Source organism: Streptomyces sp. NPDC104313 (genome assembly GCF_055583985.1).
In genome coordinates this window covers 19253-31681 of the sequence record NZ_JBVJMW010000022.1, presented here as the reverse complement: position 1 = coordinate 31681, position 12429 = coordinate 19253, and the positions used below count along the sequence as shown (strand labels likewise).

9 protein-coding genes and 1 pseudogene are annotated in these 12429 nt (G+C 70.6%); 5 read left to right on the top strand and 5 right to left on the bottom strand.

Annotated features, from left to right (window positions below; translation table 11 throughout):
- Positions 1-45 precede the first annotated feature (45 nt).
- On the top strand, positions 46-240 hold the full coding sequence (locus ACZ60Q_RS33425; RefSeq protein WP_469641324.1) for a hypothetical protein: 195 nt from the start codon (positions 46-48) through the stop codon (positions 238-240).
- Positions 241-1070: 830 nt separating this feature from the next.
- Here the strand turns inward: ACZ60Q_RS33425 and ACZ60Q_RS33420 are convergent.
- Entirely contained in the window at positions 1071-4466 is a 3396-nt protein-coding gene (locus tag ACZ60Q_RS33420) for a S41 family peptidase (protein ID WP_469641323.1), read from the bottom strand.
- 195 nt (positions 4467-4661) lie between these two features.
- On the opposite strand from ACZ60Q_RS33420, the gene ACZ60Q_RS33415 reads away from it, so the two are divergent.
- Positions 4662-5234, top strand: coding sequence for a TetR/AcrR family transcriptional regulator (locus ACZ60Q_RS33415; RefSeq protein ID WP_265601105.1), 573 nt, complete (start codon positions 4662-4664; stop codon positions 5232-5234).
- Positions 5235-5354: 120 nt separating this feature from the next.
- Positions 5355-7574 carry an MMPL family transporter gene (locus tag ACZ60Q_RS33410; protein ID WP_469641322.1) on the top strand — a complete coding sequence of 740 codons (2220 nt, stop codon included), beginning with the start codon at positions 5355-5357 and terminating at the stop codon, positions 7572-7574.
- Between the two features lie 200 nt (positions 7575-7774).
- On the opposite strand, the gene ACZ60Q_RS33405 is transcribed toward ACZ60Q_RS33410, so the two are convergent.
- The 3 genes from ACZ60Q_RS33405 to ACZ60Q_RS33395 form a co-directional block, all read right to left on the bottom strand.
- The gene (locus ACZ60Q_RS33405) at positions 7775-8572 is read right to left on the bottom strand and encodes an ABC transporter permease (protein WP_469641321.1); all 798 of its coding nucleotides are present in this window, start codon (positions 8570-8572) and stop codon (positions 7775-7777) included.
- A complete protein-coding gene (locus ACZ60Q_RS33400; RefSeq protein WP_469641320.1) occupies positions 8569-9531 on the bottom strand; it encodes an ATP-binding cassette domain-containing protein in 963 nt (320 codons plus the stop codon). Before ACZ60Q_RS33400 ends, ACZ60Q_RS33405 begins: the two co-directional genes overlap by 4 nt.
- A gap of 99 nt (positions 9532-9630) precedes the next feature.
- Entirely contained in the window at positions 9631-10296 is a 666-nt protein-coding gene (locus ACZ60Q_RS33395) for a DUF4097 family beta strand repeat-containing protein (RefSeq protein ID WP_469641319.1), read from the bottom strand.
- Positions 10297-10519: 223 nt separating this feature from the next.
- On the opposite strand from ACZ60Q_RS33395, the gene ACZ60Q_RS33390 reads away from it, so the two are divergent.
- Entirely contained in the window at positions 10520-11305 is a 786-nt protein-coding gene (locus ACZ60Q_RS33390; protein WP_469641318.1) for a helix-turn-helix domain-containing protein, read from the top strand.
- 20 nt (positions 11306-11325) lie between these two features.
- Here ACZ60Q_RS33390 and ACZ60Q_RS33385 read toward each other — a convergent pair whose 3' ends face one another.
- The gene (locus ACZ60Q_RS33385) at positions 11326-11760 is read right to left on the bottom strand and encodes an SsgA family sporulation/cell division regulator (RefSeq protein ID WP_469641317.1); all 435 of its coding nucleotides are present in this window, start codon (positions 11758-11760) and stop codon (positions 11326-11328) included.
- 390 nt (positions 11761-12150) lie between these two features.
- Here ACZ60Q_RS33385 and ACZ60Q_RS33380 point away from each other — a divergent pair.
- Positions 12151-12372, top strand: a pseudogene (locus ACZ60Q_RS33380) (hypothetical protein); the annotation flags it as partial.
- Positions 12373-12429: the final 57 nt, after the last annotated feature.

Genomic DNA, 12429 nt, shown 5'->3' with positions numbered 1-12429 from the left:
GGGGCCGCCCCCACGTACCCCACGCATCCCACAGGAGTGAACAGCATGGGCATCGCAGACCAGTTCAAGGACAAGGCGCAGGAGCTCGCCGACCAGGCCAAGCAGAAGGCCGGTCAGGGCAAGGGCGAGGCCCAGGACCGGGCCTCCCGGCCCCGTGACCAGGAGCCGGACTCCTCCCCGGGCGGGAAGGACCGTGCCCGGGACGCGAAGGACCAGGCACGCGAGCGTTTTGACCGTTGACGGTCGCTGAGGTGTGACGCGTGCGTGCTGCGGTTCGCGCGTGCGTACGCGTCGCTTCAGGAGGCGCATCCGGGTGACCGGGTGCGCCTCCTTCCCGCGTGGGGACCCGAGTCCCCTTTTCCACCAGGTCGGCAACATCGCTCCCGACGAAGCCACCACAAGACAGGCACCGAACCCGACGCACTGCTTGAACGGAAACTCCGTAGTCCCCACTGCCGCCACCAGGCAATATGGGTCCAGTGAAGGAGCTACCCCCCGGTCTGCCGCCAGCAGACTCACGTAAGTGGCACAGCCGCCGATGGTGGGATCAACTGGGATATCTGCGCGTGCGCTCCTTGGCGAACCCGGGCTGGTCCCGGGACATGCCGTGGCTGATCGCGTGGTTGCGTCGTGAGCGGTCGACCGCCCTCCCGACGGATTGCCACCTCTACGACAAGGCGATCGCCGCAGCTCAGGTCTATGCGCGGACTCCCAACCCGTCACGTGGGGCTGAACGCGCATGGGATCGAGTCCTCGAACCCATCGACGAGTTGCTGGTGAGGCGGCAGGGAAGGCATCTGGACGACGTCCACCGGGCTCAAACCGAGCAAGGTGACGCGACCCCTTGATATGTCGCCCGCATGCAGACCATGGACGTCAAGTTCAGCGCATGTTCGAGAGGTTGCTGTAGGGCGGCCCGGTCAAGGGCCGGGGCCACCGCGTGTTCCGGCATCTCGTCGGGCCCCTCGGACGGTCTTCAGCCGCCGCCCGGACTCTGATCAAGCTGCTGAGTGCTGCCCGCCCGTGGGCGCTTCGTCCGGCCTCCGAGCCCCGGTGCGGAGCCCCCGGGGTCACCGTGGCGGCAGCGGTGGTCTCCGCAGGTCCGGGGCCGTGTCGTACGACGGTGGTGTCGCCGCCGGGTGCGCGGCCAGCAGTTCCAGCGCCAGGCGGACCGCGTCGTCGAGGACGGCGTACCGGCCCTCCGCCCAGTCCAGCGGGGTGCGCAGGGCCTCCACGTCCGGTTCCACGCCGTGGTTCTCCACCGACCAGCCGTATGCGTCGAACCAGGCCGCGTTCATCGGGACCGTGATCGATGTGCCGTCGCCGAGCCGGTGGCGGCCGGTCATGCCGACCACCCCGCCCCAGGTGCGCTGGCCCACCACCGGGCCCAGCTTCAGCAGCCGGAACGCGGCGGTGATCATGTCTCCGTCGGAGGACGTCGCCTCGTCGGCCAGGGCGACCACCGGGCCGCGCGGCGCGTTGGAGGCGTAGCTCACCGCCTGGGCGTTGCGGGTCAGGTCCCAGCCGAGGATCGTGCGGGTGAGCTTCTCCACGACCAGCTCGCTGATGTGGCCGCCCGCGTTGCCCCGTACGTCCACGATCAGGGCCGGGCGGGACACCTCCAGGCGCAGGTCCCGGTTGAACTGGGCCCAGCCCGAGCCACCCAGGTCCGGGATGTGCAGGTAGCCGCATTTCCCGCCGCTCAGCTCTCGTACGACGTCACGGCGTTTGGCCACCCAGTCCTGGTAGCGCAGCGGGCGTTCGTCGACCAGGGGCATGATCGCCACCCGGCGGGAGGGGCCCCCGCCCGCCGGGGAGAAGGTCAGTTCCACCGTGGTACCGCCCGCCGCCGTCAGCAGGGGGTACGGGCCGGCGACCGGGTCCACCGGGCGGCCGTCGACATGGGTGAGCACCGCGCCCTCCCTGATCCCCGTGCCCGCCAGCGGCGAACGGGCCTTGGAGTCCGAGGAGTCGCCGGGCAGGATGCGCTGGATGGTCCAGGCGCCGTCCCGGCAGACCAGGTTGGCGCCGAGGAGGCCGATCGCGCGCTGGTAGTGCGGCGGGCCCTCGTTGCGGCGGGCGGGGGAGACGTACGCGTGCGAGGTGCCCAGCTCGCCCAGCACCTCGCGCAGCAGGTCCGCGAACTCGTCGGGTGAGGCGACCCGTTCGACCAGGGGGCGGTACTGGTCCAGCACCCCGTCCCAGTCGATGCCGCACATGTCCGGTTCCCAGAAGTAGGAGCGGATGATCCTTCCCGCCTCGCCGTAGGCCTGCCGCCACTCCGCCCCCGGGTCCACCTCGTGCAGGATGCGGCGCAGGTCCAGGTAGACCGTGGAGTCGGTGTCGCCCGGTTCGGTCGCGGGCAGGGCGCGCAGCTCGCCGTCGTCCATCACGACGAGGCGGGACGCGTCGCCACTGACCGCGAACCAGTCGAGGTGATCGACCAGTTCGGTCCTGCGGGCCTTGGCGATGTTGAAGTGTTCCAGGGTCGGCCGCCCCGACATGTCGGCCGGGTTCGCGAACGTCTCGCCCAGCGCCCCCGAGATCGGCCAGCGCAGCCAGACGAGACCGCCGCCGCTCACCGGGGCCAGCGCCGAGTACTTGGAGGCGGAGACCGGGAACGGTGTCACCCGGCTCTCCAGGCCCTCGAACTCCACCATCACCGTCGACCCCTCCGGCGTACCCCCCTCGGGCACGTCCACCGGGTCGAGACCGCCCGCCGCCGGACGGCCGTCGGGCGAGAGGGCGAAGGGGGACGGGGTGGCCGAGGAGAGCGGGACCAGATAAGGGCGGCAGCCGAGCGGGAAGGACAGGTCGCCGGTGTGGACGTCGTACACCGGGTCGAAGCCCCGCCAGGACAGGAACGCCAGATAGCGGCCGTCCTCCGTGAAGACCGGGTTCTCGTCCTCGAAGCGGCCGTTGGTGACGTCGACGATCACCGGGGTGCCGGGGCCGGAGATCCGGGCCAGCTTGATCTGCCGCAGCGAGCGGCCGATGCCCGGGTGGGACCAGGTCAGCCAGGCGCCGTCGGGGGAGAAGGCCAGATCGCGGACCGGGCCGTTGACCGAGCGGATCAGCTCGGTGAGCCCGGGGTGTTCGTCGACCGGCGCGGTGCTGTCCGGGACTGCCGCGCCCGTGGCCGTGTGGAGGTCGGCGCGGGTCGAGCCGCTGGGGGCCTTCTCCACGGGTTCGGGCTCCCCCGTTTCCAGGGGCTCCGGCTCTCCCGTGTCCAGGAGCAGCAGACGGCCGTCGTTCGACGCGATGGCGAGGCGCTCGCCGTCCGGGTCGGAGATCATCTCCTGGACCCGGCCCAGCAGCCCGGAGGCCAGTCTGCGCGGGGGGCGGTCGCCGCTGGCGCGCGGCAGGTAGGCGATCTCGACGGCGTCGGGGCCGTCCGCGTCGGTGACGTACGCGACCTGACCGCCGCTGCCGAGCATCTCCGGCAGCCGCACCCGGACGCCCGGGGTGTCGGCGATGGTGCGGGCGGGGCCGTCGCGGTGGGTGAGCCAGTAGAGGCTGCCGCGTACGGTGACGGCGCTGGCCCGGCCGGTCTCGTCGACGGAGAGCGAGTCGACGTTGCTGGCGGCGGGCACCTGGTGGACGCGCCGGCCGGTGCGCGGGCCGCCGAGGCGCACCTCCAGCTTGCGCGGGGTGGCGTCGGGTGACTCCAGGTCCTCGACCAGCCACAGCTCGCCCGCGCATTGGTAGATCACCCGGTGGCCGTCGCTGGAGGCGTTGCGGGCGTAGAAGGCGTCGTGGTCGGTGTGCCGGCGCAGGTCGGCGCCGTCCATCAGGCAGGAGTAGAGGTTGCCGACGCCCTCGTGGTCGGAGAGGAACGCGATGCGGCGGCCGACGAACATCGGGTTGGCGAGGTGGCCGCCGATGTCCGGGAGCAGGCGTTCGCCGTGCAGCCACAGGCGGCCCGTGGCCCCGCCCCGGTAGCGCTTCCAGGCGGCCGGTTCGTGCGGGGGTGTGCCGGTGAGCAGCAGCGTGCGGCGCTCGCCGTCGATGTCGGCGACCGCGATGTCGGAGACCGGGCCCCAGGGGAGTCCCCCGCCGGGGCCGCCGTCGGTGGGGACGCTGTAGGCCCAGGAGAAGTACGAGAACGGCTGGTTGTGCGAGGACACGGCGAGGATCTGGCAGGCCCCGCCCGGATCGGGGCTCCAGCCGCAGACCCGGGCGTCGGTCGAGCCCCAGTGGGTGAGCCGGCGGGCCGGGCCGCCGTCCACCGGGGCCAGGTGGATCTCGGGGTCCAGGGTGCGCCAGGTCGTGTAGGCGATGGAGGAGCCGTCGGGCGAGAAGCGCGGATGGCTGACCCGGGTCCGGTCGACGGTCACCCGCCAGGCCCGTGCGGGGCGGTGCCCGGCGGGGGCGAGGGGGGCGACCCAGAGGTCGTCCTCGGCCGCGAAGCACAGCAAGTCCTGGTGAAGGTGCGGGAAACGGAGATACGCGACGTCGTCACTCACCCCCCAATGTTTTCGGTGCGCGGGGCCCGGGGCAACTTGTGGTGCAGGACACAAGCGAAACGATTTCGTTTCGCTGAAGTGTGCGAGTACGGTTCAGGTGTACGAAACGGTTTCGTTCGATGCTGAGCGGGGCTGTTGACCGGGACTGCCGAGCCGGACACCGGCCGGCACGGCGCACGCGAAGGAGGTCGGCACATGGCACGCACCAGGCTGACCCCCGAGCGTGAGGGCGAGCTGTACGAGGCCGTCCTCGACCTGCTCCGCGAGGTCGGTTACGACGCCCTGACCATGGACGCCGTCGCTGCCCGTACCCGGTCGAGCAAGGCCACCCTCTACCGCCAGTGGGGCTCCAAGCCCGAGCTGGTCGCGAAGGCGCTGCGGCACAACAAGCCGGGGAACCTCGCGGACATCGACACCGGTTCGCTGCGCGGGGACTTCCATGCCGCGCTGAGCCGGACCGACGACTGCCAGATGGAGAAGGACGCCGCGCTGATGCGGGGTCTGAGCCATGCCGTCCATGAGTACCCCGAGCTGCTCCAGGCCCTGCGCGAGCTGCTGATCGAGCCGGAGATGACCGGCTTCGACCAGATGCTGCAACGGGCGATGGACCGGGGTGAACTGCGACCGGACAATCCGGCGCTGAAGTACATCCCGCACATGCTGGTCGGCGCGCTGGCCGCCCGGCAGCTGATCGAGGACCGTCCTGTCGACCAGGAGTTCCTCATCGACTACGTGGATTCCGTGGTTCTCCCCGCCCTCGGTGTCTGACGTCCCCGTCCCACCCGTACGGCCCTCTCCCCGACGCTCCACCTGACACGCCGCTCTCGTCGTCGGGCTGGTTCCTCATGCCCAATTCCACTCATACGACCTGACCGGGAGTACGCCCCCGTGGCCACTTTCCTCTACAAGCTCGGACGGCTCACCTTCCGCCGCCGCCGCTTCGTCGCCCTGATCTGGGTGGCGTTGCTGGCGGTCGCCGGAATCGGTGCGGCCACCGCGCCCGCCGCCACCTCCAGTTCCTTCTCCATTCCTGGTACGGAGGCGCAGCGCGCCTTCGACCTGCTGGAACAGCGCAACCCCGGCACCAGTGCCGACGGAGCCACCGCCCGCGTCGTCTTCAAGGCGCCCGGGGACGAGAAGGTGACCGATCCCGCCAACAAGAGCGAGATCACCGGCATCGTCAAGAAGCTGCAGTCCGGATCGGAGCAGATCGCGTCGGTCGCCGACCCGTTCGAGCGGCAGGCCGTGAGCCAGGACGGTTCGACGGCGTATATCTCGGTCACCTACGAGGTCAGCTCCATGGAGCTGAGCAAGGACACCACGAACGCCCTGAAGGACGCGGGCAAGGACGCGCGGCAGAGCGGCATGAAGGTGGAGATCGGCGGTGACGCCCTCCAGGTCATGCCGCACACCGGGACCGCCGAGGTCATCGGCGTCGTCATCGCCGCCATCGTCCTGGTCATCACCTTCGGCTCGCTGGTCGCCGCCGGGCTTCCGCTGGTGACCGCGCTCGTCGGGGTCGGTATCGGGGTCTCCACGATCACCGCGCTGGCCAATGTGCTGGACCTGGGCTCCACCACCTCGATCCTCGCCATGATGATCGGCCTCGCCGTCGGCATCGACTACGCCCTCTTCATCGTCTCCCGCTACCGTGCCGAACTGGCCGAGGGCCGGGAGCACGAGGAAGCCGCCGGGCGGGCCGTGGGAACGGCCGGATCCGCGGTCGTCTTCGCGGGCCTGACCGTGGTCATCGCCCTGGTGGGCCTGGCCGTCGTCAACATCCCGATGCTGACGAAGATGGGCTTCGCCGCCGCCGGCACGGTCGCCATCGCCGTCCTCATCGCGCTCACCCTCGTCCCGGCCGCCCTCGGTTTCGCGGGCAAGCGGATCATGGGCCGTAAGGTGCGCAAGGCCGCCGAGGCGGAGAAGAGCCCCGAGGCCAAGCCGAACATGGGCACCCGCTGGGCACGGTTCGTGCTGCGCAAGCCGGTCTGGGTGATGCTCGTCGGCATCCTCGGCCTCGGCATCATCGCCGTACCCGCCGCCTCGCTGGAGATGGGCCTGCCCGACGACGGCGCCCAGCCGAAGTCGACCACGCAGCGTCAGGCGTACGACGTGCTCTCGGACGGCTTCGGCCCCGGGTTCAACGGTCCGCTGCTGGTCGTCGTCGACACGAAGAACAGCTCCGACGGGAAGGCCGCCGCCGACCGGGTCGCGGAGGAGATCGAGTCGATCGGCGTCAGCGCCGTCGTCCCGCCCGCCTTCAACAAGGCCGGCGACACGGCGACGATCACGGTCATCCCCAAGGACCGGCCGTCCTCCCATGCCACGGAGGAGGTCGTCCACGACATCCGGGACGCGGGTGCGGACGTGAGGTCCGACACCGGGGCCGAGGTGCTGGTCACCGGCGCCACCGCGATGAACATCGACTTCTCGCAGAAGATGAACGACGCGCTGCTGCCCTACCTGGCGCTCGTCGTCGGCCTCGCGTTCCTGCTGCTGATGCTGGTCTTCCGCTCGATCCTCGTCCCGCTGAAGGCGGCCCTGGGCTTCCTGCTCTCGGTGGTCGCGGCGCTCGGCGCGGTCGTCGCGGTCTTCCAGTGGGGCTGGCTCGGCTCGCTCTTCGGCGTCGAGCAGACCGGTCCGATCATGAGCATGATGCCGATCTTCATGGTCGGTGTGGTCTTCGGTCTCGCGATGGACTACGAGGTCTTCCTCGTCACCCGGATGCGCGAGGCGTACGTCCACGGCGAGAGTCCGGGTCAGGCCATCGTGACCGGCTTCCAGCACGGCGCACGGGTGGTCACGGCCGCGGCCGTGATCATGATGGCGGTCTTCTCCGGCTTCATCGGCTCCAGCGAGCAGATGATCAAGATGATCGGCTTCTCGCTCGCCATCGCCGTCTTCTTCGACGCCTTCGTGGTGCGGATGGCGATCGTGCCCGCCGTCCTGGCCCTGCTCGGCAAGAAGGCGTGGTGGCTGCCGCGCTGGCTGGACCGGGCGCTGCCCAACGTGGACGTGGAGGGCGAGAAGCTGCAGAAGCAGCTGATCGACGAGCCCGGCTCCGAGGGCGGGGAAACCGGCGAGCGCGAACTCGCGCGCGTCTGATCCGACCCGCGTGGGCCGGACAGGCCCTCCTGGCTCCGGGTCCGCGTCCGAGCGGAGCGCGGCTCCGGAAGCGCCGGTTACCTGTGGGGACGGGGACCGGGGCACAGCGAAAGCCCCCGTGCGAACGGCACGGGGGCTTTCCTGCTGCGTCGCTTCGACTGTCGGGGGCGGGCGAGGCGCGGGCGGGGTGCCGCACGCGATCAGTGCGCCGCCGGGTCGCGGTGGAACAGCGACTTCGACCAGAGATAGCCGAGCGTGGTCAGCGCCAGGCACCAGGCGACGGCGAGCCAGCCGTTGTGGCCGATCTCGGTGCCCAGCAGCAGGCCGCGCAGGGTCTCGATGGCCGGGGTGAAGGGCTGGTACTCGGCGATCGGCCGGAACCAGCCGGGCATGGTGTCGGCCGGGATGAAGGCGCTGGAGATGAGGGGGAGGAGGATCAGCGGCATGGCCATGTTGCCGGCTGCCTCGGCGTTCGGACTGGCCAGGCCCATCCCCACCGCGATCCAGGTGAACGCGAGGGTGAACAGGGAGAGCAGCCCGAACGCGGCCAGCCACTCCAGGGCGGTGGCATCGGTGGAGCGGAACCCGATGGCCACGGCCACGGCTCCGACGAGGACGAGGCTGGCGAGCACCTGAAGGACGCTGCCGACGACATGCCCGATGATCACGGAACCGCGGTGGATCGCCATGGTGCGGAAGCGGGCGATGATGCCCTCGGTCATATCGGTGGAGACGGACACCGCGGCCCCGATCACGGTGGAGCCGATGGTCATCATCAAGATGCCCGGCACGATGTAGGCGATGTAGTCGGAGCGGTCGGCCCCTCCGCCGCCGATGCCCGCGCTCATCACGTCGCCGAAGATGTAGACGAAGAGGAGCAGCATCATGATCGGCGTGAGCAGGAGGTTCAGGGTGAGGGAGGGGTAGCGCCGGGCGTGCAGGAGGTTGCGGCGCAGCATGGTGTTCGAGTCGCGTACGGCGAGGGAGAGGGAACTCATCGGGCGGTCTCCTTGGGCTGGTTGTTCCGGGCGGGCGCGTCGGAGCCGGTGAGGGCGAAGAACACGTCGTCGAGGTCGGGGGTGTGCACGGTCAGCTCGTCGGCCTCGATGCCGGCCGAGTCCAGCCGGTCGAGGATGGAGCGCAGTTCGCGCTGGCTGCCGTCGCTGGGTATCCGCAGTGCGAGGGCCTCGTCGTCCCCGGAGGCCTCGCGCAGGGCGGAGGCGGCTGACCGGTAGGCGTCCGGGCCGGTGAAGCGGAGCTTGACGTGGCCGCCGGGGATCAGGCGTTTCAGCTCCTCGGCGCTGCCCTCGGCGGCGATCCTTCCGTCGTTGAGGACGGCGATGCGGTCGGCGAGTTCGTCGGCCTCCTCCAGGTACTGCGTGGTGAGGAAGACGGTGACGCCGTCGGAGACCAGCTCGCGGATGATGCCCCACATGGTGTGGCGGGAGCGCGGGTCGAGACCCGTGGTCGGCTCGTCGAGGAAGATGATCCGCGGGGAGCCGACCAGCGTCATCGCGATGTCGAGCCGCCGCTTCATGCCACCGGAGTAGCCCGCGGCGGGCTTCTTCGCCGCCTCCACCAGGTCGAACCGCTCCAGCAGTTCGGCGGCGACCCGCCGCCCCTCGCGCCGGGACAGGTGGTGCAGGTCGGCCATCAGCAGCATGTTCTCCTCACCGGTGATCAGGCCGTCGACGGCGGAGAACTGCCCGGTGACGCCGATCGCGGCGCGGATCGCCTGCGGGTCGGTGGCGAGGTCGTGGCCGCCGACGCGGATCTCACCGGCGTCGGCGGTGACGAGGGTGGAGAGGATCCTGACGGCGGTGGTCTTGCCCGCGCCGTTCGGGCCGAGCAGGGAGAAGACGGTGCCTTCGGGCACCGACAGGTCGATGCCGTCGAGCACGACCTTGTCGCCGTAGGACTTGCGCAGCCTGTTCGCCGCGATGGCCGGATGGGTCATGGTCGTTGCTCCTCAGAAGATGTTCGGCCGGTTCGGCCGGTTCGGCCGGCTCTGTTGGTGTTCGGGGGTGCTCGGCAGGGGTGTTCGGCGGCCCTGGGGTCAGAGGCTGCGGGCGGTGATGTCGCCGTAGGACGTGGTGGCGCGGATGTCGAGTTCGGCGGTGCCGTCGTTCCTGAGGGCGTTGCTGACGCGGCCACTGGCGGTGTCAGCGTCCAGGGAGGCCGAGACACCGGCGGCGGCGGTGACCGAGATGTCGCCGGACCGGGTGCGGAGCACGACCGTGCCGCGCGCGGCTTCGGAGATCCGGATGTCGCCCCGCGTGGTGCTGATCTCCGCGGGACCGCCCAGCCGGCCGATCTCGATGTCGCCCTCGATCGCGGTGAGGCGGAGGCTCGCCGCCTCGTCGATCTTGATCCGGCGGTAGGCGCCGTCGAAGGCGACATCGCCGAGGCGTCCGACGCCGCGGAGTTCGGCGGCGCCCGAGCGCGCCTCGACGTGGGACCCGGCGGGCAGTTGGACGGTCACCTCGACGGAGCCCGAGTCGCCGAGGACCCGGTTTCCGGCCGCCGGGACCGCGACGCGCAGGACGCCGTCCTCGTAGGCGACCTCGGTCCGCTCTGCGGCCTTCACGTCCCGGCTCCGGGAGGAGTCGGCGGGCCGGACCTCGACGGTGGCGTCGGCCCGGTCGGCGGCGATGAACTGGATGCGCCCGGCGGGGATGTCGAGGATGGCGGTGACCGGGGCGGTGGTGTCGAACTTCTGCATCGTGCTCTCCTTGCACTCGTCGTTTCCGATGAGGGAAAAGCTACGTTGCATTTACGGATTGCTCAACGGGATCGTTGCAAGTAATCGCCATCTTCGCAGGTCACGGCCATTAATTCGTTGCAATGCCCTTCGCGCTTAACGCAACGTCAACCATTGTTGCGTTGCAATAGATTGAGGGTGAACGCTATGATGGGGACTCCGTGGACCACGAAGGAGAACCGCGATGCCGGGAGGCAGACTCACTCAGCAGGAACGTCAGCAGATCGCGCTGGGGCTGGCCGACGGCCTGGCCTACGCGGAGATCGCCAGACGTCTGGACCGTCCGACCTCGACCATCACGCGTGAGGTGATGCGCAACGGCGGCCCCGCCGCCTATCGCGCCGATCTGGCCCACCGTGCCACCGAACACCGTGCGCACCGGCGGAAGCAGGCCGTCCCCCGGGAGCCGCGGGCGTCGGCGCAGCCCTACGGGCGCGATGCCGAGGCCGTGCGCGCGTACGAGGAGCAGTTCACCACCGTCATCATGGGTTCGGGCATGCCTTTGATGATGTCCCGGGTGCTGGCCTGCCTCACCCTCACCGACTCGGGCAGCCTCACCGCGCCCGAGCTGGCCCAGCGCCTCCAGGTCAGCCCGGCGTCCATCTCGAAGGCGATCGCCTTCCTCGACAGCCAGGGCATGATCCGCCGGGAACGCGACGAACGCCGGCGCGAGCGCTACATCGTCGACGACGACATCTGGTACCAGTCGATGATGGTCAGCGCCCGGGCCACCGCCCAGATGGTCGACACCGCGCGGCAGGGTGTCGACGTCCTCGGTCCCGGCACTCCCGCCGCCGTCCGCATGGAGAGCGTCGCCCGCTTCCTCGACTTCGTCTCCGAGGGCATAGCGCGCGCCGCCGAGCAGGCCCGCGACATTCTCCACACGGCACCGGCACCGGCACCGGCACCGGCCGTGGCGCCGGAGGCGCCTTCGGACGGCCCTGCCGGGTCGGGTTCAGGTGGCGGATAGGCGACCCTCCCGGTGGCGCTTCAGCCGCGGGCGGGCTGTGTGCCCCGCTCCGGCTGCGCGCCCCGCTCCGGCCGGGCGGTCCGGGACGGCGGCTGCGGCTCCCGGCCGGTGTCCGGCGGGGTGGTCGGTGTCTGTGCCCGGGTGCGGGCGAGGAAGCGGATCAGTGTCCTGATCTCGAACTGGAACACCTCGACCCCGTCTGTCGAGTGCAGCTCCACGATCAGCTGCGTACGGCCGCACGGCCAGACGCGGACGTCGCCGCGCTCGATCGGGGTGCGCAGGCCGCGTTCCAGGAGGTCGCGGCCGAACGCCCAGTCGGTGCCGTCGGGCAGCCCTATGTGGACGGTGCGTCGCTCGTCGGCCGGGTCGTAGCGCAGGTCGACGGGGACCGGGCGGGTCAGGGGGCCATCGGTGATGAGCCGGGCGCGCGTATGTACTTCGATCACAGGGGGCATGGGCCGGCTCCTCCTATATGTGCATCTCTGTCATCCAATGTCCCATATTTCGCGGAAGCGGCACGGTGAAAGCCCGATCCACCTGCTGCGCTTCCGCTCTTGCGTACGGTTCACAGGAGGGCGCTATTGTTGACGGGTTCATGACCCCGCCCGCAGGACCTCGTCCGCGCGGGCGTGGAGACTGTGCGGACCCCGCAGGAAGCGGAGCCTCCCAAGCGTGTACCCGATGGTTTCATCGACGCACCTGTCTCCGTGGCCGCCGGGGTGGTCGCGGTCGGCGCGGTAGCCGTCAGCGGTACGGGGACGTCGTCACCGACGAGATGCGCCGCATGCCGATCGCCCGCCGCTCCCGGGGCTCGACGAGGCGACCGCCACCCGCGCCCAGTGGGCGCGGGTTCGGGCACGGTGCGCGTCGCCGGACTCCCGGTCACCGAGCGGAATCTGGCCGAGATCCGCGGCCGGGTCGGCATCGTCTTCCAGGACCCCGACGACCAGCTGTTCACGCCCACCGTCCGCGAGGACGTCGCGTTCGGCCCCGCCTCCGCCGGACTGCGCGGCCCGGAGCTGGAGGAGCTGGTCCTGCGCGCGCTGAAGCAGGTCGGCATGGAGGAGAAACTGATGTGCTCCCACCGGCTGGAGCTGCCGTTCGGCTTCGCCCCGCGCTCCGTC

Excerpts from the sequence above, each read along its gene's own strand:
- ACZ60Q_RS33415 (WP_265601105.1), top strand. The coding sequence starts at position 4,662 with ATGGCACGCACCAGGCTGACCCCCGAGCGTGAGGGCGAGCTGTACGAG.
- ACZ60Q_RS33385 (WP_469641317.1), bottom strand. The coding sequence starts at position 11,760 with ATGCCCCCTGTGATCGAAGTACATACGCGCGCCCGGCTCATCACCGAT.
- ACZ60Q_RS33390 (WP_469641318.1), top strand. The coding sequence starts at position 10,520 with ATGCCGGGAGGCAGACTCACTCAGCAGGAACGTCAGCAGATCGCGCTG.
- ACZ60Q_RS33405 (WP_469641321.1), bottom strand. The coding sequence starts at position 8,572 with ATGAGTTCCCTCTCCCTCGCCGTACGCGACTCGAACACCATGCTGCGC.
- ACZ60Q_RS33395 (WP_469641319.1), bottom strand. The coding sequence starts at position 10,296 with ATGCAGAAGTTCGACACCACCGCCCCGGTCACCGCCATCCTCGACATC.
- ACZ60Q_RS33425 (WP_469641324.1), top strand. The coding sequence starts at position 46 with ATGGGCATCGCAGACCAGTTCAAGGACAAGGCGCAGGAGCTCGCCGAC.
- ACZ60Q_RS33400 (WP_469641320.1), bottom strand. The coding sequence starts at position 9,531 with ATGACCCATCCGGCCATCGCGGCGAACAGGCTGCGCAAGTCCTACGGC.